The sequence below is a fragment of the Methylobacterium sp. Leaf89 genome (assembly GCF_001422215.1).
Lineage (GTDB): Bacteria > Pseudomonadota > Alphaproteobacteria > Rhizobiales > Beijerinckiaceae > Methylobacterium.
The window spans coordinates 141,088-159,138 of the sequence record NZ_LMML01000012.1 but is presented as its reverse complement, the minus strand read 5'-3'; the positions used below and the strand labels follow the sequence as shown (position 1 = coordinate 159,138).

The window sequence follows — 18,051 nt, the reverse complement described above, 5'->3', positions numbered from 1 at the left end:
CGACCAGGGGAGGTTTGAGCATGAAGGCGCTGCTGTGTACCCATCTCGGAGGTCCGGAGGATCTGGACCTCGCCGACCTGCCGGACCCGGTGGCCGGTCCCGGCGAGGCCGTGGTGCGCATCACCCTGGCGGCGCTCAACTTCTTCGACACCCTGATCATCGCCGGGCGCTACCAGGTGAAGCCCGAGTTGCCGTTCTCGCCCGGCGGCGAAGCCTGCGGCGTCATCGAGGCCCTGGGCGAGGGCGCCGCGGGCTTCGCGGTGGGCGACCGCGTCATCGTTCACCAGAAATACGGCACCTGCCGCGGGCGGATCGCCGTCGCCACCCGGCACCTCACGCCGGTGCCGGCCGGGGTCTCGGACGCGCAGGCCGCCGGGCTCACCATCACCTACGGCACCTCGCTGCATGCCCTGCGCGACCGGGCCCGCCTGCAGCCCGGCGAGACCCTCGCGGTGCTCGGCGCCTCCGGCGGCGTCGGGCTCGCGGCGGTGGAACTCGGGGCGATCATGGGCGCCCGTGTCATCGCCTGCGCGTCCTCGCCCGAGAAGCTGGCGACGGCGCAGGCCCATGGCGCCACGATGGCGGTGGATTACGCCGCCGAGAACCTGCGCGAGGCCCTGCGCACGCTGACCGCGGGGGCGGGCGTGGACGTGATCTACGACCCGATCGGCGGCGACTACGCCGAGCCGGCCCTGCGGTCGCTGGGCTGGAAGGGCCGCTACCTCGTCATCGGCTTCGCGGCCGGCGACATCCCGCGGATTCCGCTCAACCTGGCGCTCCTGAAGGGCATCGACATCCAGGGCGTGCACTGGGGCGTCTTCGTCGAGCGCGAGCCGGAGGCGCACCGGGCCAACCAGGAGCAGCTTCTCGCCTGGGTAGCGGAGGGGCGCCTCACCGCGAAGGTCCACGGCGAATACCCCCTCGCCGATTACGAGGAGGCCCTCGGCATCCTCAAGCGGCGCGAGGCCGTCGGCAAGGTGCTGCTGCGGCTGTAAGGGGAGGTCGCCCGAGCGGTTCGGCGGCCAGCCTCCCTCGTCCCGCGAAGGCGGACGGTGGGACGGTCCCGCCGAAGGGGCCGCCTCAGAGCAGGCCCTGCGCCTTGGCGAGGGCGACGAGGTCGTGCTGGGGCCGGGCGCCGATGTGCTGGATCACCTCTGCGGCGGCGAGCGCCCCGAGGCGGGCGCTGTCGCGGTGGTCGAGGCCGCGGGCATGGCCGGCGAGGAAGCCCGCCGCGAACAGGTCGCCCGCGCCCGTGGTGTCGACGAGCTCGTGGACCGGCGACGCGGACACGGCCTGCACGGCGCCCCCCTGGATCACGAGCGCACCGTCCGCCGAGCGGGTGACGAGGCCGAGCAGATCCCGACCGCGGGCCGCGCTCTCCTCGCGCAGGGCGCGGATCGCGGCCTCGGCGTCGTCGGTCTCGTAGAGGCTCTGCAGCTCGCCGATATTCGCGAACAGGATGTCGATGCTGCCGTCGCGGATCAGGCCCAGGAACTCCTCCCGGTAGCGCCCGACGCAGAACGCGTCCGACAGGGTCAGGGCCGCGGCGTTGCCGGCGTCGTGGGCGATGGTCACGGCCTTGCGGAACGCATCCTTGGCGGCCGGCGGGTCCCAGAGGTAGCCCTCGAGGTAGACCACGCGGGCGGCGGCCACGGTGGCCGCGTCGACATCGGCCGGCGACAGGCCCTGGCAGGCGCCGAGATAGGTGTTCATGGTGCGCTCGCCATCGGGCGTCACCAGGATGAAGCAGCGGGCGGTGGCCGGTCCGTCGGTGGCGGCGGCCACGGGGAAGCGGACGCCGGTCGCCTTGAGATCGTGGGCGAAGAGGCCGCCGAGCTCGTCGTCGCGGACCTTGCCGACGAAGCCGGTCTTCGCCCCGAGCATCGCCGCGCCCACCGCCGTGTTGGCGCCCGAGCCGCCCGACACGATGGTGGCCGGACCCATGGCGGCGAAGAGCGACTCGGCCCGCGCCTCGTCGATCAGCTGCATCGCGCCCTTCGGTACGCCCTGTGCCGCGAGGAAATCCTCCTCGGTGCGGGCGATGAGGTCGACGATGGCGTTGCCGAGAACGAGGAGGTCGAGGGATTCGGGCATCGGGCCGTCCAGTCTGGCGGTGAGCGGAAACTGCGCCGGGCTGTGGCACCGCCCCTGGCGGGGGTCAAGCGACGGCCGCCGCCAATGCGATCACCTGTTCGAAGCGTCACGGCGGAACTCCCCTCGCACCGCCCCGTCATCCCGGGGCCGCGCAGCGGAGGCCGGGATCCAGAACCATAGGTGGTGCAAAACCTTCCGCATTCGGCGTTTCTGGATTCCGGGCTCGCCTGCGGCGCCCCGGAATGACCGCGCACCCTGCGATGTGACCGTGCCGAAGGCGCCGCGCGTTCCTACTGCAGCGTCTTCACCTCGCACTGCGCGTAGTCGCTGCTCGCCTTCACGTAGGCGTTCAGCGCCTTGACGTAGGCTTCCGCCAGGGGCCGGAACGCGGCGGCCTGCTCGTTGTAGGCCTTGATCGCGTCGTTGTAGCTGTAGGCTTCCCAGCCCGGGCAGCCGCCTTTGGCGTCGAGGCAGGTGGGCTTGACCGGCAGCGGGGGCTTGGTCGGACGGGACGTCGCCGGGGGCGGCTCCGGCAGGGTACAGGCGGCGCGGGCCGCGTTCATCGACAGCAGGGTGCCGAGGCCGAGGGCCGCAGCCCGCAAGATCCGTGTCCGCATGCGGGCTTTCCCCTCCGTGACGACAGGCGCTACATGCGCGTGCGATCGACCGGGAGCAAGTCCGTGCCGGCGGCTGTCACCGCGCGGCCACGGCCTCCCGTGCCGCTACCTGTGCCGATGCCGGGGCGGGGCGTGAAGCCGGTGTGCGCTTCGGCTTGCCGCGTCCGCTCTTGTCCATCCGCGCCCGGACGGCATTGAGCACCGGCACCGCGAGGCCGAGGGCCAGCACCCACCAGGCCGGCCGGATGGTGTCCGGCATGTCGAGATTGGCCGAGAGGACGAGGCTCGCCGGGATGCCGCTCGCCACGCCGTACCAGGCCGCTTCGAGCAGTGCGGTCACAAGGGCGGCCCCTAGAGCGAGGCCCGCCAGGGTGAGCGGGTTGGTCGGCCAGCCGAAGCGCTGCATGGCGCGGTGACCCATCAGCAGCAGGAAGGCGCCGGTCCAGAAGACCGGATCGGACACGTCGATCTTGGCCTGCAGGTAGTAGTGGATCAGGCCCAGGATCGCGATGAGGTAGACGGACTTGTGAAGGCGCGGCCAAGCCTTGCCGAGGCGCCGGATCATCCCGTCCGTGGAGGTTACGCCGAGCACCACGAGGCCGAGAAGCGCCACGAAGCCGATGGTGAGATAGATCCGCGACGCGATCTCGGTGACGACCTTGGTCAGCACGAAGTTCTGGTCGACGACGTAGAGCAACAGGTGGATCAGCCCGTAGGCCAGCACCGTCAGGCCAAGCATGCGCCGGACCAGGATGAGCTTCGGCGCGTGGGCGATGCGGCGCAGGGGCGTCACCGCCAGCGACAGCATGAGGAAGCGCACCGCCCACTCGCCGGTACCATGAAGCAGCGCCGTGATGGGCTTCGCCCCGAGGGCATCGGCCGCGTAGGCGCCGGCGAGCCACAGGCCCGGGGCCAGGGCGAACAGGAAGGTGGCGAGCTTCAGGCCGGAGACGCGTCCGGCGCGGTCGCGCCAGGGCGCGGAGAAGGCGGGCAGGGCTGGCATGGCGATCCGGGATCGGGGAAGCGGTTGAATCGAAAGATAGGGGCCGGGGAGGATCCGTGAGGCGGCGCGGGGTCGCAGCCGGCCCCGACGAGCCACCGGGGCGTCGGGGTGTCGCGATGTATTCGCTCGGCGGCCGCGGGGGTTACAGGCCTGTGCAGAGCTTCGGGCAGCCCGGAACCTTGGCCGGTGCTGCGACGGTTGACGATTGCTATAAGCCGACGCCGCGCCAACGCTCATGAAGCCCCCCATGCCCGCAGACAGCCCCGCCGACAGCCTCGAGACCATGACCGCCGAGACGGCGCGGACCGAGCACGCGGACCTCTCCGAACGGATCGCCGAGGCCGATCGGCTCTATCACCAGGAGGATGCCCCCGAGATCACGGATGCGGCGTACGACGCCCTGCGCCGGCGCCTGGAGCAGATCGAGGCGCGGTTTCCGGATCTCGCCGGAACGGGGGCCGCCAGCGCGTCGGTGGGCGCCAAGCCCTCCGAGAAATTCGCCAAGGTGCGCCACGCGGTGCCGATGCTCTCGCTGGGCAACGCCTTCGCGGACGAGGAGGTGGCGGAGTTCGTGGCCCGCGTCCGGCGCTTCCTGAACTGGCCGGAGGGCGATCCCCTGGCCTTCACCGCCGAGCCGAAGATCGACGGCCTCTCCCTGGCCCTGCGCTACGAGGACGGGCGCCTCGTCACGGCGGCGACCCGGGGCGACGGCGAGGTCGGCGAGGACGTCACGGCCAATGCCCGCACGGTGTCGGACATCCCGCAGCGGCTCGCCGGGACGGACGTGCCGCCGGTCTGCGAGGTGCGCGGCGAGGTCTATCTCAGCCACGCGGATTTCGCCGCCATCAACGCGCGCCAGGAAGCCGCCGGGAAGGCCCTGTTCGCCAACCCCCGCAACGCGGCGGCCGGGTCGCTGCGCCAGCTCGACCCCGAGATCACCCGTTCGCGCCCGCTCAAGTTCTTCGCCTATGCCTGGGGCGAGGTGGTGCCGGCCTTCGACGGCACGCAGCACGGGGTGCTGGCGCGGTTTTCGGACTGGGGCCTGCCCGTCAACGACCGGACGAAGCTCTGTGCCGATTCGGACGCGATGATCGCGCATTACCGGAGCATCGAGGCCGAGCGCGCCGACCTCGGCTACGACATCGACGGCGTCGTCTACAAGGTCGACGACCTCGCCCTGCAGCGCCGCCTCGGCTTCGTCTCCCGCTCGCCCCGCTGGGCGCTCGCCCACAAGTTCGCGGCCCAGAAGGCGCTCACGGTGGTCGAGGACATCGAGATCAATGTCGGGCGCACCGGCTCCCTGAATCCGCTGGCCAAGCTGCGTCCGGTCACGGTGGGCGGCGTCGTGGTGTCGAACGCCACCCTGCACAACGAGGGCTACGTCCAGGGCGTCGGGGCCGACGGCGAGCCGATCCGCGACGGGCGCGACATCCGGGTCGGCGACACCGTCGTGGTGCAGCGGGCCGGAGACGTGATCCCGAAGGTGATGGACGTGGTGCTGGAGAAGCGCCCGGCCGGGTCGAAACCCTACGCCTTCCCGACCCACTGCCCCGCCTGCGGCAGCCGGGCGGTGCGCGAGATCAACCCGCGCACGGGCAAGCCCGACGCCGTGCGCCGCTGCACCGGGGGCTTGATCTGCCCGGCGCAGGGAGTCGAGCGCCTGAAGCACTTCGTCTCCCGCAACGGCTTCGACCTCGAGGGCTTCGGCCAGACCTATATCGAGGTCTTGTTCGAGGCCGGGCTGGTGCGCCAGCCCGCCGACCTGTTCCGCCTCGACTTCGCGCCGCTCAAGGCCGCCATCGTGGCGCGGCGCGAGGCGCTCTCCGCCGAGCGCCGGGCGGAGGGCACCCCCGCCCCCAAGAAGCCGACCAAGAAGAAGGGCGAGGAGGAGGACAAGGCGATCAAGAACCTCCTCGCCTCGGTGGAGGATCGCCGCAGCCTGCCCCTGAACCGCTTCCTCTTCGCCCTCGGCATTCCGGAGATCGGCGAATCCACCGCCAAGGCCCTGGCCAAGCGCTTTCCCGACATGCCCGCCCTGATGGCGGGCGTCGCCGCCGCGGCCGGCGACCAGGCCGGAGCGGACTGGATCGAACTCTCCGCCCTGTCCCGCATCGGACCGACCACCCGCGACCGCCTGCTGGAGCTGGGCTATCCCCGCGCGGGTGGCGAGCCGGAGGCCGGAGAGGACGAGGAGGCGGAGACCCAGCCGCAGGGGCGGGTGCGCCTGTCGGCCCCCCAGCGCGCCAGCCTCCTGAGCCATTACGGCGACGCGGACGCCATCGTGGCGGCCCTCGCGCGGGCGGCCGAGCAGCGCCCCGGCGATGCCTATTGCCACTTCGCCGACGACGGCGAGATCGGCCCGGTGGCGACCGATTCGCTCATCGCCTTCTTCGCCGAACCGCACAACGACGCGGCGGTCCGGGCCCTGCTCGCCGAAGTGAAGACCGAGCCGATGGCCGCCCCGGCCACCGCCACCGCCTTCGCCGGCAAGACGGTGGTGTTCACCGGCAGCCTGGAGCGGATGACCCGGTCCGAGGCCAAGGCCACCGCCGAGCGCCTGGGCGCCAAGGTCTCGGGTTCGGTCTCGGCCAAGACCGACCTCGTCGTGGCCGGGCCGGGCGCGGGCTCCAAGCTGACGGACGCCCAGAAGCACGGCGTCGAGGTCGTCAGCGAGGAGGCATGGCTGGCGCTCGTCGCCGGCGCTTGAGCCGGGATTCGTGGGCGCCTAGACTCGGGGGCGCCCGCATCCGCGGGCGCTTGGCCGCGTCCGGCCGGGACAGGGCCCCGCGATTCCCGCATGACCGTCATCGCCCTCGACTTCGAGACCGCCAACGAGCGGCGCGACAGCGCCTGTGCCGTCGGGCTCGCCTGGATCGCCGGCGGCCGGGTGGTCCGACGCGAATCCCGGCTGATCCGCCCGCCGGAGCTGCGCTTCTCGCCGGGCAACATCCGGGTCCACGGAATTCTGCCGGCGGACGTGCGCGGCCAGCCGGACTTCCCCACCGTGATGGCGGAGTTCCTGCCCGACCTCGCCTCCGGGCTGATCCTCGCGCACAATGCCGGCTTCGACCTCGGGGTGCTGCGGGCCTCCCTGGCCGCGCATGGGCACCGGCCCCCGGCCTTCGCCTATCTCTGCACCCTGCAGATCGCCCGGCGGGTGTTTCCGGCGGAGGAGGGCTGCGGCCTCGGCAAGGTGGCGGCGCGCCTCGGCATCCGCTTCGCGCACCACGATGCGGGCGAGGACGCCTATGCCTGCGCGGAGATCGCCCTGGCAGCCGTGCGGGAGACCGGCGCGCCGGACGTGCCCGGGCTGTCGCAGGCCCTCCGCCTGCCGATCACCACGGTCCCGGCGGGTCCCGATCTCGCCCTGCCTCCGCGCGGCCGGCCTGGCTCCCTGACCGAGCGGGCCCGCCTCGCCGCGGGCGCCCGTCCGGCCTCGGCGCCGGGCCTGCACTTCGCGGTGCGGGGTAGCAGCGGCAACCGCTACGCCGTGACCCTGGAGGATCGCACCGGCGGGCCTCACCTGCGCTGCACCTGCATGGCGGGCCGCTACGGCACCCGGTGCCGCCACGTGAAGGCGCTGCTCGCCGGCGACATCACCGACCTGCTCTCGAGCAACCACGACGACGTCGCGGTGCTGCGGGTCCGGATGACGGCTGCGTCGGTGGGGTGAGGCGGTTGCCGCCGCACCCGTCGTGAGGTCCGCCCGGAGTCGCGCCGGGCGGCGCCCCCGCCTTACGCCGCCTTCTTCGCAGCCGCGTCGCCGTAGAACGTGCCGCCGCGGGCAGCCATGTCGAGGAGGTTCTGCGGCACGGCGAAGCGCGGCCCGTGCTTGGCTTCCAGCCCCTGCGCCAGCGTCACGAAGGCCTGGGCGCCCATGAAGTCGATGTAGGACAGGGCGCCGCCCGTGAAGGGGGCGAACCCGAAGCCCAGGATCGAGCCCACATCCGCCTCGCGCGGATCGGTGACCACGCCCTCGCCGACGGTGCGGGCGGCTTCCAGGGCCTGCACCACGAGAAGGCGCTGCTTCAGTTCCGAGAAGTCGACCGCGTCCGGATCGATTCGGGTCGCCTGCAGGGCGGCGAGGCCCGGCCACAGGCGCTTGGGCGCGCCCTCGGGGTAATCGTAGAACCCCTTCCGGTTCTTGCGGCCGAGCCGACCCTCGCCCTCGACGAGGGTGGTGAGCAGCGCCTTCTGCGCCGGGTCGATGCCGTCGGCCCCGAGCTGCGCCTCCGTCGCCTTGACGATCTTCAGGGCGAGGTCGACCGCGACCTCGTCGGTCAGGGAGAGCGGGCCGACCGGCATGCCCGCCTGGCGGCCGGCATTCTCGATCATCGCCGCCGGGATGCCCTCGTTGAGCATCTTGTGGCCTTCCAGCAGGTAGGCGCCGACGCAGCGGTTGGCGAAGAACCCGCGCGCATCGTTGACGACGATCGGGGTCTTCTTGATCGCACGGACGTAGTCCAGGGCGGTGGCCAGCGCCGCGTCGCCGGTCTGGTCGCCCCTGATGATCTCGACCAGCATCATCTTCTCCACCGGCGAGAAGAAGTGGATGCCGACGAACTGTTCCGGCCGGGCCGAGGTCTTGGCAAGCCCGGTGATCGGCAGCGTGGAGGTGTTGGAGGCGAAGATCGTCTCCGGCCGGATCACGGCCTCGACCTTGGCGATGACCTCGGCCTTCACCGTCGGGTCCTCGAACACCGCCTCGATCACGAGGTCGCAGGCGGCGAGGTCGGCGTAGTCGGCGCTGGTGCGGATGCGGGCGAGGAGGGCATCGCGGTCGGCGGTCTTGGTCCGGCCCTTGTTGATCTGGTCGGTGACGAGCTTGTGGGCGTAGGCCTTGCCCTTCTCGGCCGCCTCCACCGACTGGTCGACGAGGACGACCTCCATGCCCGCCTGGGCGGTGACGTAGGCGACGCCCGCGCCCATGAAGCCCGCGCCGACGACGCCGACGCGGCCGACCTGGGTGGCCGGCACGCCCTTCGGGCGGCGCGCGCCCTTGTTCAATTCGCCCATGGAGAGGAACAGCGTCCGGATCATCGCGGCCGCCTCCTTGGTCCGCAGGATGTGGGCGAAGTACCGGCTCTCGACGCGTAGGGCCTGGTCCATCGGCAGCTGCAGACCCTCGTAGACGGAGGCCAGGATCGCCTTGGCGGCAGGGTAGTTGTCGTGCGTCTCGCGCCGGTAGATGGCGTTGGCCGGCGGCCAGATCATCATCCCGGCGGGCGAGTAGACCTTGCCGGAGGGCGCCTTAAACTTCGGCTGGTCCCAGGGCGCGACGGCCGAGCCGCCGGCGGCGATCCAGGCCTTGGCCTTGGCGACGATCTCGTCCTTGGCCGCGACCTCCTGGGCGAGGCCCATGTTGCGGGCCATCAACGGACGGATCTGCTCGCCCTTGAACAGCATCTGCAGGGCGTCGCCGGTCTGCATCAGGCGCGCGACGCGCTGGGTGCCACCGCCGCCCGGGAACAGGCCGACCTTGATCTCGGGCAGGCCGACGCGGGTCTTCGGATCATCGGACAGCACCCGGTAGTGGCAGGCGAGGGCGAGCTCGAAGGCCCCGCCGAGGCAGATGCCGTTCACCGCCGCCGCGAAGGGCTTGCCGCAGGTCTCGAGCTTGCGGAAGACGAGGCTGAGCTTGCGCGACTCCGCGAAGAAGTGGCGCATCGCCTCTTCCTCGCCGCGCTCGGCCTTCAAGGCCTCGTAGGCGCGGCCGAGGCCCTGGAGCATCGTCAGGTCGGCGCCGCCCGAGAAGTTGTCCTTGCCCGAGACGATGACGCAGCCTTTGATGGCGGGATCCGCCACGACGGCGTCCACCACCTGGCTCAGCTCGTCCATCACCGCGTCGGTGAAGACGTTCATGGAGCGGCCGGGCATGTCCCAGGTCGCCAATGCGATCCCGTTGGCGTCGGTTTCCAGTCGGAAGTTGGTGAGATTCATCGCTGATCCTCGAATGTGCGGCGGGTGAGCGGCTTCGGTGGGCAAGCTTAAGTTCTTGTCAAAACTTGCAGTGGCATCTCGAATTGCCGGGGGGCATGTTGCTGCGACAGGACAAGACCATGACTGCTCGGATCGGCTGCCAGGGCTGCCGCGAGGGAGCCGAACTCGACTTCACGTTCACGATGGCGTTCCAGCCGATTCTCGACCTCGCCGCCCAGCGCGTCTGGGGGTACGAGGCCCTCGTGCGTGGCCCGGGGGGTGAATCCGCCGCGTCGATCCTCGGCCGCGTGACGCCCGAGACCGTCTACCGGTTCGACCAGGCGGCGCGGGTCAAGGCGATCGAGCTCGCCGGCCGGCTGTTTCCCACCGACGACGCGACCCGTCTGTCGATCAACTTCATGCCGAACGCCGTCTACGAACCGGCGGCCTGCATCCGCTCGTCCCTGGAGGCGGCCCGCAAGGCGGGGTTCGCCCACGACCGGATCATGTTCGAGTTCACCGAGAACGAGAAGTTCCGCGACACCGCCCACGTCTCGCGCATCGTCGCCGAGTATCGCCGCCAGGGCTTCCTGACCGCCCTGGACGATTTCGGCGCGGGCTTCGCCGGCCTCAGCCTGCTGGCGAACTTCCAGCCCGACCTCATCAAGATCGACATGGATCTGCTGCGCGGCATCGACACCGACCAGCGTCGTCAGATCATCGTGGCGGGCATCATCGGCATCGCCCGCTCCCTGGACATCGCGGTGATCGCCGAGGGCGTCGAGACGGCGTCCGAGCTGGACACCCTGCGCGACCTCGGTGCGAACCTGTTCCAGGGCTACCACTTCGCCAAGCCCCACCTGGAGGCGCTGCCCCCGGTCCGCGGCTTCCCGGTGGCCGGCTCTCCGGCGGGCGGGTTCCCCCGCGCGCATGTGGCGTGAGCCGGCCATCGGGATCCCCGCCGGTCCGCCTCAGCGCGCCGGCATCGGCATCGGCGCACCGGGGGCACCCGCCGCACCGTTGGCCGCGGAATCGCCGGCCGAGGCGATCGCCAGCATGTTCAGGAGCTTGGTCACCGAGGCCTGCGAGATCGTGGTCACGGTGGAGGCTGGATCGGCATTGACCGCCTGGAACTTCTGGTAGGTCTTGTCGCCGTAGATTTCGGTGAGGTGCTTCAGTTCGTCGAGGCTGAACTTCTCGGCATAGGCCTTCGACAGGCCGTCGAGCATCGTCTCGCGCTGCTTGTCGAACTCGGCGCGGATCTCCTTGCGCACGGCCTCGGCCTTGTCCTCCTTCATCGGCGCCACGGTCTTCTCGAGGGCGCCCGTGAAGCCGACCTCCAGGTTCTTGATCGTGGTCTTCTGCACCAGGTCCTTGGCGACGGCGATGCGCTCGGCGGCATCGTCGGCGCGGGCGGCCATCGGCAGGCAGAGGGCCGTGGTCAGGCAGAGGGTGGCGAGCAGGCGCGTCATCTTGGCGTGTCCTCAGAGATTCTTGTCGTGAGCCCGGCGCCGGGTGGCGGCGGGCGCCGCCCTCTACCCCACTTGGCCCGCGTTTGGGAGGCGGCGCAGGCTCACACCCGTTCGATGATGGTGGCGGTGCCCATGCCGGCGCCGATGCACAGGGTCACCAGGGCGCGCTCCTTGCCGGTGCGCTCCAACTCGTCGAGCACGGTGCCGAGGATCATCGCGCCGGTGGCGCCCAGCGGATGGCCCATGGCGATGGCGCCGCCGCAGACGTTGATCCGGGCCGGGTCCAGGTCGAAGGCCTGCTGGAAGCGCAGCACCACCGCGGCGAAGGCCTCGTTGACCTCGAACAGGTCGATGTCGGACAGGCTCATGCCGGCCCGCGCCAGGACCTTCCGCGTCACGTCCACCGGGCCGGTGAGCATGAGGGCCGGGTCCGAGCCGATATTGGCGAAGGCGCGGATGCGGGCGCGGGGCTTCAGGCCCGCGGCGCTGCCGGCCTCACGCGATCCGATCAGCACGGCGGCGGCCCCATCGACGATGCCCGACGAGTTGCCGGCGTGGTGGACGTGGTTGACGGTCTCGACGTCCGGATGGGCGTCGATCGCCACGGCGTCGAAGCCACCCATCTGGCCCATCTGGACGAAGGAGGCCTTGAGCTGGCCAAGCGACTGCATGTCGGTGGCGGGCCGCATGTGCTCGTCGTTGGCCAGGAGCGTGATGCCGTTGATGTCGCGCACCGGCACGACCGCGTCGGCGAAGCGGCCCTCGGCCCAAGCGGTGGCCGAGCGCTTCTGCGATTCGACCGCGTAGGCGTCGCAAGCGTCGCGGCTGAAGCCGTATTTCGAGGCGATGAGGTCGGCCGACACGCCCTGGGGCATGAAGTACGACTTGATCGCGATGGCGGGATCCACGGGCCAGGCGCCGCCGGAGGCGCCGAGGCCGACGCGGCTCATGGATTCGACGCCGCCGCCCACCGTCAGGTCGTGCTGCCCGGCCATCACCTGCGCGGCGGCGAAGTTCACCGCGTCGAGGCCCGAGGCGCAGAAGCGGTTAATCTGCACGCCCGGCACGTGCGTGCCGTAATCGGCCACCAGGGCCGCCGCCCGGGCGATGTCGCCGCCGGCCTCGCCCACCGGATCGACGCAGCCGAGCACCACGTCGTCGACGCGGCGCGTGTCGAGGTCGTTGCGCTCCTTGAGGGCGCGCAGCGCCACCTCGGCGAGGCGCAGGGCCGTCACCTCGTGCAGCGACCCATCGGGCTTGCCGCGGCCCCGCGGGGTGCGGACGTGGTCGTAGATGAAGGCCTCGGGCATGCGCGTTTCCCTGTTGTCCGCCCGTTCGGGGCGACGGCGTTCAAAAATCCGGTCCGGATCCGTCAGTCCGGGGCCGCGACGCGGAGCCCGGAAGCCAGAACCGCAGGTCGTGGCGAGGTCGCCCGCGCCGGCAGTTCCGGATTCCGGGTTCGCCCTATGGGCGCCCCGGACCGACGCGGCGTCTTCGGATCGCGGTCGTCCCGGTCTAAAACGCCTCGGCGCCGAGCGCCATCGTCGTCTCGGCGCCGGCCTTGATCCGCACCAGCCGGGTCGCGGTCTCGGGCAGCATCCGCTCCATGTAGAAGCGGCCCACCACCAGCTTGGCGGCCATGGCGTCCGAGGCGGCTTCGGCTTGGCGGGCCAGGGCGGCCTTGGCGATGCGCGCCCACATGTAGCCCATGGCCACGAGGCCGAGGAGGTGCATGTAGTCGGTGGCGCCGGCCCCCGCATTGTCGGGCTTCGTGAAGGCGTTCTGCATGAACCACATGGTGGCGCCCTGCAGGTCGTTGAGCCCGGCCTGGAGGGGGGCGACGTAGGGCGTCATGCCTTCGTCCTCGCCGTGGTCCTTGAGGAAGGTCTGCACCTCGCCGAGGAAGCTCATCATGGCCCGGCCGCCGTCCTTGGGCAGCTTGCGCCCGATGAGGTCCATGGCCTGGATGCCGTTGGCGCCCTCGTAGATCATCGCGATGCGGGCATCGCGCACGAACTGCGACATGCCCCATTCCTCGATGTAGCCGTGGCCGCCGAACATCTGCTGGGCCTCGACCGAGTTGGCGAAGCCCCGGTCGGTCAGCACGCCCTTCACCACCGGGGTCATCAGGCCCATGTGGTCCTCGGCGGCCTGCCGTTCGGTCGCGTCGTCGGACCGGTGGCCGATATCCGCCTGGAGGGCGGTCCAGAGCACGAGGGCGCGGGCGGCCTCGTTGAAGGCGCGGATGCCCATCAGGGTCCGGCGCACGTCGGGATGGACGATGATCGGGTCGGCGGCCTTCTCGGGCGCCTTGGCGCCGGTGAGGGCGCGGCCCTGGAGCCGGTCCTTCGCGTAGGCGACGGCGTTCTGGTAGGCGACCTCGGATTGTCCGAGACCCTGGACGCCCACCGCGAGGCGGGCCTCGTTCATCATCACGAACATCGCGTTCAGGCCGCGATTCTCCTGCCCGACGAGCCAGCCCTTCGCCCCGTCGTAGTTCATCACGCAGGTGGAATTGCCGTGGATGCCCATCTTGTGCTCGAGGGAGCCGCAGGAGACGGGATTGCGCGCGCCCAGCGAGCCGTCGGCTTTCACCAGGACCTTCGGCACCACGAAGAGCGAGATGCCCTTGGTGCCGGCCGGCGCGCCCTCGATGCGGGCGATGACGAGGTGGATGATGTTCTCGGAGAGGTCGTGCTCGCCGGCCGAGATGAAGATCTTGGTGCCGGTCAGGCTGTAGGAGCCGTCGCCGTTGGGCACCGCCTTGGTCTTGAGGAGGCCGAGATCCGTGCCGCAATGGGGCTCGGTCAGGTTCATGGTGCCGGTCCAGGCCCCTTCCACCATCTTCGGCAGGTAGAGCGCCTTCTGCTCTTCCGACCCGTGCACCAGCAGGGCCGCCATCGCGCCCTGGGTCAGGCCGGGATACATGCCGAGGGCGAGGTTGGCCCCGGAGGCGAACTCCTGGATCGCGGTGTTCAGGGTGTGCGGCAGGGCCTGCCCGCCATAGGCCTCGGGCATCGACAGGCCCATCCAGCCGCCGCCCGCATAGGCGTCGTAGGCGGCCTTGAAGCCCTGCGGGGTCGTGACGCTCCCGTCCGGATGCCGGGTGCAGCCTTCCCGATCGCCGACGGCGTTCAGGGGGGCCAGGACGGTCTCGGCGAGCTTGGCGCCCTCGTTGAGCACCGCCTCCATCACGTCGGGAGAGGCGTCCGAGAAGCCGCGCAGGTTGTCGTAGCGGTGGAACCCGAGCACGTCGTTCAGCAGGAACAGGACGTCCTCGACCGGTGCCTTGTAGCTGGGCATCGCGCATCATCTCCCGGAAACGGTTGCGTTCCTGGTCGGACTTCCGGCCGCCGGCGCACCTGATGGTTCACATATAAACTAATCCGCGGCGGACGAAAGGGGGGCGCGCGGGGTGCCAACGGGAATCGGTCATCCGCCACCAATCGGTCAGGCCTTAACCGCCTGTTTACCAAGACTACCAAATGTCGGGGCGGACGGATCTGCCGTTAACCCCTCCCTCGCTTTTCGTGTGGCGGGGGGCGCTCGCGGATCGAACCATGGACTTCGCCGGGTCAGGTTGGACGATGACACGCAACGCGACGCTCGACCTCGAAGGCTTCGATCCGGACGTTCTCGAAGCGGCACGGGATGTCGCCCGCCGCGCCGGCATTCCGGTCGAGACCTGGATCGCCTCCATCGTCGATCCCCGGGCGCTCGCGGACAAGGCTGAGCCCGAATCACGGAGCGCGCAACCGCATCCGGCCCCGGTCGCACCGGCCGAGCCGACCCCCGTCGCCGCCGCACCGGCGCCGGTCGAGGTCCGGCCTTCGAGCGCCGCGCCCACCGGGCCGACCGGCAAGAACGCGGCCCTCACCGAGATGATGCGTCGCCTGGACGGCATCGACCAGCGCATCGGCGCCGAGGCGCCCGTGCCGCCGGCGCCCGCCGCCCCGAAGGTCGAGCCGGCCAGCCCGCCGCCCTCCGAGATGGCCCAGCGCCTCGCGGAGATCGAGCGCCGGATGACGGAGATCGGCGCGCAACTGGCCGCGCCCCGTCCCCTCGGCCGCCGCGGCCGCCCGGTCGTGACCGAGATCCGCGACGCGGTCACGGAGATCCGCCAGCGCCAGCGCGAACTGGACGGTACGCCCGCCGCGCCCGCCCAGGCCGCCGCCCCGGCCCCGGTCTCGAACGCCGCCCCGACCCTGGCCGCCCCCGTCATCGCCGAGCTCCAGAGCGAGACGGTGCGGCTGCGCGAATCGATCGGCAGCCTCGCCAGCAGCCGCGACGTCGGCGCGCTGGAGACGGCGATGCAGACCCTGGCGGCCGGTGTCGAGAAGGCGCAGGCCCCCGGCGACCTCGCCGCCATCGCGGCCCCCATCGAGGCGATCCGTGTGCAGGTCGAGCGCCTGGCCGAGGACGTCGCCGACAACGTTCACGCCCGCGTCGCCGCCGATGTCGAGCGCCTGGCCGCCAAGATGAACGGCACGTTCCAGGGCGCGCCCTCCGGCATCGCCGAGCAGGACGTGGTCGCGGGGCTGTTCCGGGAACTCGACGAGATCCGCCGCCTGATCGGCGCCCTCGCCGGACCCGAGCGGATCCAGAGCCTCGCCAACGGCCTCCAGGCCATCAGCACCCAGATCTCGCAGCTCCAGGCCGGCATGCCCGGCGAGACCGCCAGCATGGCGGAGCTCCGCCCCCTGCTGGAGGAGATCCGGATCGGCCTGCGTTCGAACGCCGAGGCCGGCATCGGCGAGCAGATCCAGGAGATGGGCGCCAAGCTCGACGCCCTGCGCGGCGCGGGCCCCATGGCCGCCCACCAGGATTCGGACGTCATCCTGCACCGGATCGATGCCCTGTCGGAGAAGGTCGACCGGGTCAGCATCAATCCCGTGGGCGACCTGATCGGACGCCTCGAAGACATTGGCGCGACCCTGCGCCGGCCGGCACTGCCCGACGAGAACCTCGCCTCGATCCACGGCATGCTGCACGAGCTGACGGTCAAGCTCGATCGCATCGGCACGGGCGAGGGGCCCCGCGACGAGGGCCTCGACGCCCTGGAGCAGCAGGTCCTGGCGCTGGCCGAGCGCATCGACACCCGGGACGCCGATCCGGCCCTGGCCGGGCTCGAGCGCACCATGACCGACCTCCTCGACCAGGTCTCGGCCCTGCGGGCCGAGGCGCCGATGGAGGCCGCCGTCGAGCGCGCCGCCCGCAACGCGGTCGCCGAGACCATGGGCGCGGCCGCCGAGACCGGCGAAGTCGCCCTCCTGCGGGCCAGCCTCGCGGATCTGCGCGCGCATCAGGTCGCCTCCGAGCAGCGGATGCAATCGACGCTGACCGGGGTCTACTCCGCCCTGGAGCGCCTGGTCGGCCGGATCGGCACCGGCGACACGGATGCCGCCCTCCTGACCGGCGCCCGGACCCCGCGGGACGCGTCCGCGAAGGACATCCTGGCCCGGGAGATGCTGGCGCGGGATCTGGCGTCGCGGGACACGGCCAAGGAGTCCCTCCGGGAGCCGGGCGCCGAGCATCTCGCCGGGGGGGCACCGTCGCGCCGGCCGGATGCGGCCCGGACCGAACGCCCCCTGGTCTCGGGTCCCGATCTTCCGCTGGAGCCGGGCGCCGGACGCCCCGGCCGTGAGCGCCCGGGCAGCCGGGTCGAGGCGAGCGAGGCCGCGGGCGCGGCCGACAGCGACATCAAGACCAGCTTCATCGCCGCCGCCCGGCGTGCCGCGCAGGCGGCGCAGGCAGAGGCCGCCGGGCAGGCCGAGGCGCAGGAGGGCGACGGTGTCCGCACCGGTCCCGACGCCGCGCGCCGCGACGGTCGCCTCGCGCGCTTCCGCGAGGGCATCGACCGCCGCCGCAAACCGCTCCTCCTCGGCCTCGCCGCAGTGGTGCTCCTGCTCGGTGCTCTCCAGGCCGTGACCGCCCGCCGGACCGCGGACACCGCGTCATCGGGGACCGAGCCGGTCGCGACGCGCTCGGCGCCCGCCGACATCGCGGCGGCGGCACCTGATGCCGGCCCCGCAGCCGAGGCGGCCGCCAAACAGCCGGACGCCAAGACCCAGGACGCCAAAGCGCCGGATGCGAAGGGCGCGCCGCCCGCCCCGGCCGATCCGCAGACGACGCAGAGTCTCTCCGAAAGCCCGCCCGCCAAGGGCACGGTGCCGGCCGTGGCCGCTCGGTCCGCGGTGCCGCGCGTGACGACGATGGCCGGACTGACCGCGGACCTCGCGGCGGTGCCGCCGAACCTGGTGAAGCTGCGCCAGGCCGCCCTCGGTGGCGACGGCGCCGCCGCCTACGACCTCGGCATGCGGGCGGCCGAAGGGCGCGGCATGACGCGCGACCCGGCGCTCGCCGTGAAGGTGTTCGAGCAGATCGCCGCCAGCGGCTTCGCGCCGGCGCAGTACAAGCTCGGGAGCCTGTACGAGAAGGGCGTCGGCGTGACCCGCGACCTGGCTCAGGCGAAACTCTGGTACGGCCGTGCCGCCGAACTCGGCAATGCCCGCGCCATGCACAACCTCGCGGTGATCTACGCCGAGAACCCGGTGGCCGGCGGCAAGCCCGACTTCGCCACCGCCTCCCTCTGGTTCAAGCGCGCGGCCGAGCTCGGCGTCCGCGACAGCCAGTACAACCTCGCGGTTCTCTACGCCCGGGGGATGGGCGTGCAGCAGGATCTCGGACAGTCCTTCCTGTGGTTCTCGGCCGCCGCCGCGCAGGGCGACGAGGACGCCGCGAAGAAGCGCGACGACGTCGCCTCGAAGCTCGACGCGAAAGCCCTGGGTGCCGCGCGGGCGCAGGTCACGGCCTTCAAGCCTAAGGTGCCGGAGCCCGCGGCCAACGAGATCCCGGCCCCGCTGCCCACCGAGAACTCAATGAGCCTGCTCGGTGCGGCGCCGCCCTCCGGCAACGTTCCGCCGGCCCGCCGGATCTGAGCGGCCGC

12 protein-coding genes are annotated in these 18,051 nt (G+C 71.7%); 5 read left to right on the top strand and 7 right to left on the bottom strand.

Features of this window, described 5'->3' with window-relative positions; genetic code table 11:
- Nucleotides 1-20: 20 nt before the first annotated feature.
- Nucleotides 21-995 (top strand): NADPH:quinone oxidoreductase family protein, encoded by a 975-nt coding sequence (locus tag ASF18_RS06990; RefSeq protein WP_056350411.1) that lies wholly within the window; start codon nucleotides 21-23, stop codon nucleotides 993-995.
- Between the two features lie 85 nt (nucleotides 996-1,080).
- Here the strand turns inward: ASF18_RS06990 and ASF18_RS06985 are convergent, their stop codons facing one another.
- The 3 genes from ASF18_RS06985 to ASF18_RS06975 form a co-directional block, all read right to left on the bottom strand.
- A complete protein-coding gene (locus tag ASF18_RS06985; RefSeq protein WP_056217114.1) occupies nucleotides 1,081-2,094 on the bottom strand; it encodes an adenosine kinase in 1,014 nt (337 codons plus the stop codon).
- Nucleotides 2,095-2,384: 290 nt separating this feature from the next.
- Nucleotides 2,385-2,711, bottom strand: coding sequence for a hypothetical protein (locus ASF18_RS06980; protein WP_056350410.1), 327 nt, complete (start codon nucleotides 2,709-2,711; stop codon nucleotides 2,385-2,387).
- Nucleotides 2,712-2,787: 76 nt separating this feature from the next.
- Nucleotides 2,788-3,714 carry a protein-methionine-sulfoxide reductase heme-binding subunit MsrQ gene (locus tag ASF18_RS06975; protein ID WP_056350408.1) on the bottom strand — a complete coding sequence of 309 codons (927 nt, stop codon included), beginning with the start codon at nucleotides 3,712-3,714 and terminating at the stop codon, nucleotides 2,788-2,790.
- A gap of 247 nt (nucleotides 3,715-3,961) precedes the next feature.
- On the opposite strand from ASF18_RS06975, the gene ligA reads away from it, so the two are divergent.
- Entirely contained in the window at nucleotides 3,962-6,421 is a 2,460-nt protein-coding gene (ligA, locus tag ASF18_RS06970) for an NAD-dependent DNA ligase LigA (RefSeq protein WP_056350590.1), read from the top strand.
- 90 nt (nucleotides 6,422-6,511) lie between these two features.
- Nucleotides 6,512-7,387, top strand: a complete 876-nt coding sequence (locus ASF18_RS06965) for a 3'-5' exonuclease (RefSeq protein WP_056350406.1) — start codon at nucleotides 6,512-6,514, stop codon at nucleotides 7,385-7,387.
- Between the two features lie 62 nt (nucleotides 7,388-7,449).
- On the opposite strand, the gene ASF18_RS06960 is transcribed toward ASF18_RS06965, so the two are convergent.
- Nucleotides 7,450-9,654, bottom strand: coding sequence for a 3-hydroxyacyl-CoA dehydrogenase NAD-binding domain-containing protein (locus tag ASF18_RS06960; RefSeq protein WP_056350403.1), 2,205 nt, complete (start codon nucleotides 9,652-9,654; stop codon nucleotides 7,450-7,452).
- A gap of 119 nt (nucleotides 9,655-9,773) precedes the next feature.
- On the opposite strand from ASF18_RS06960, the gene ASF18_RS06955 reads away from it, so the two are divergent.
- Nucleotides 9,774-10,574: an EAL domain-containing protein gene (locus ASF18_RS06955; RefSeq protein WP_056217457.1), complete on the top strand. Its 801-nt coding sequence runs from the start codon at nucleotides 9,774-9,776 to the stop codon at nucleotides 10,572-10,574.
- Between the two features lie 30 nt (nucleotides 10,575-10,604).
- On the opposite strand, the gene ASF18_RS06950 is transcribed toward ASF18_RS06955, so the two are convergent.
- The 3 genes from ASF18_RS06950 to ASF18_RS06940 form a co-directional block, all read right to left on the bottom strand.
- The gene (locus tag ASF18_RS06950; RefSeq protein WP_056217132.1) at nucleotides 10,605-11,105 is read right to left on the bottom strand and encodes a hypothetical protein; all 501 of its coding nucleotides are present in this window, start codon (nucleotides 11,103-11,105) and stop codon (nucleotides 10,605-10,607) included.
- Nucleotides 11,106-11,206: 101 nt separating this feature from the next.
- Nucleotides 11,207-12,415: an acetyl-CoA C-acetyltransferase gene (locus tag ASF18_RS06945; RefSeq protein WP_056350401.1), complete on the bottom strand. Its 1,209-nt coding sequence runs from the start codon at nucleotides 12,413-12,415 to the stop codon at nucleotides 11,207-11,209.
- Between the two features lie 205 nt (nucleotides 12,416-12,620).
- Complete coding sequence (locus ASF18_RS06940; RefSeq protein ID WP_056350399.1) at nucleotides 12,621-14,408, bottom strand: acyl-CoA dehydrogenase C-terminal domain-containing protein; 1,788 nt, start codon at nucleotides 14,406-14,408, stop codon at nucleotides 12,621-12,623.
- Nucleotides 14,409-14,692: 284 nt separating this feature from the next.
- Here ASF18_RS06940 and ASF18_RS06935 point away from each other — a divergent pair, with 284 nt between their 5' ends.
- Nucleotides 14,693-18,043 carry a tetratricopeptide repeat protein gene (locus ASF18_RS06935; RefSeq protein ID WP_056350397.1) on the top strand — a complete coding sequence of 1,117 codons (3,351 nt, stop codon included), beginning with the start codon at nucleotides 14,693-14,695 and terminating at the stop codon, nucleotides 18,041-18,043.
- Nucleotides 18,044-18,051 lie beyond the last annotated feature (8 nt).

Coding starts and splice junctions, on each gene's coding strand:
- ASF18_RS06960 (WP_056350403.1), bottom strand. CDS start 9,654: ATGAATCTCACCAACTTCCGACTGGAAACCGACGCCAACGGGATCGCA.
- ASF18_RS06975 (WP_056350408.1), bottom strand. CDS start 3,714: ATGCCAGCCCTGCCCGCCTTCTCCGCGCCCTGGCGCGACCGCGCCGGA.
- ASF18_RS06935 (WP_056350397.1), top strand. CDS start 14,693: ATGACACGCAACGCGACGCTCGACCTCGAAGGCTTCGATCCGGACGTT.
- ASF18_RS06940 (WP_056350399.1), bottom strand. CDS start 14,408: ATGCCCAGCTACAAGGCACCGGTCGAGGACGTCCTGTTCCTGCTGAAC.
- ASF18_RS06985 (WP_056217114.1), bottom strand. CDS start 2,094: ATGCCCGAATCCCTCGACCTCCTCGTTCTCGGCAACGCCATCGTCGAC.
- ligA (WP_056350590.1), top strand. CDS start 3,962: ATGCCCGCAGACAGCCCCGCCGACAGCCTCGAGACCATGACCGCCGAG.
- ASF18_RS06950 (WP_056217132.1), bottom strand. CDS start 11,105: ATGACGCGCCTGCTCGCCACCCTCTGCCTGACCACGGCCCTCTGCCTG.
- ASF18_RS06945 (WP_056350401.1), bottom strand. CDS start 12,415: ATGCCCGAGGCCTTCATCTACGACCACGTCCGCACCCCGCGGGGCCGC.
- ASF18_RS06955 (WP_056217457.1), top strand. CDS start 9,774: ATGACTGCTCGGATCGGCTGCCAGGGCTGCCGCGAGGGAGCCGAACTC.
- ASF18_RS06980 (WP_056350410.1), bottom strand. CDS start 2,711: ATGCGGACACGGATCTTGCGGGCTGCGGCCCTCGGCCTCGGCACCCTG.
- ASF18_RS06965 (WP_056350406.1), top strand. CDS start 6,512: ATGACCGTCATCGCCCTCGACTTCGAGACCGCCAACGAGCGGCGCGAC.
- ASF18_RS06990 (WP_056350411.1), top strand. CDS start 21: ATGAAGGCGCTGCTGTGTACCCATCTCGGAGGTCCGGAGGATCTGGAC.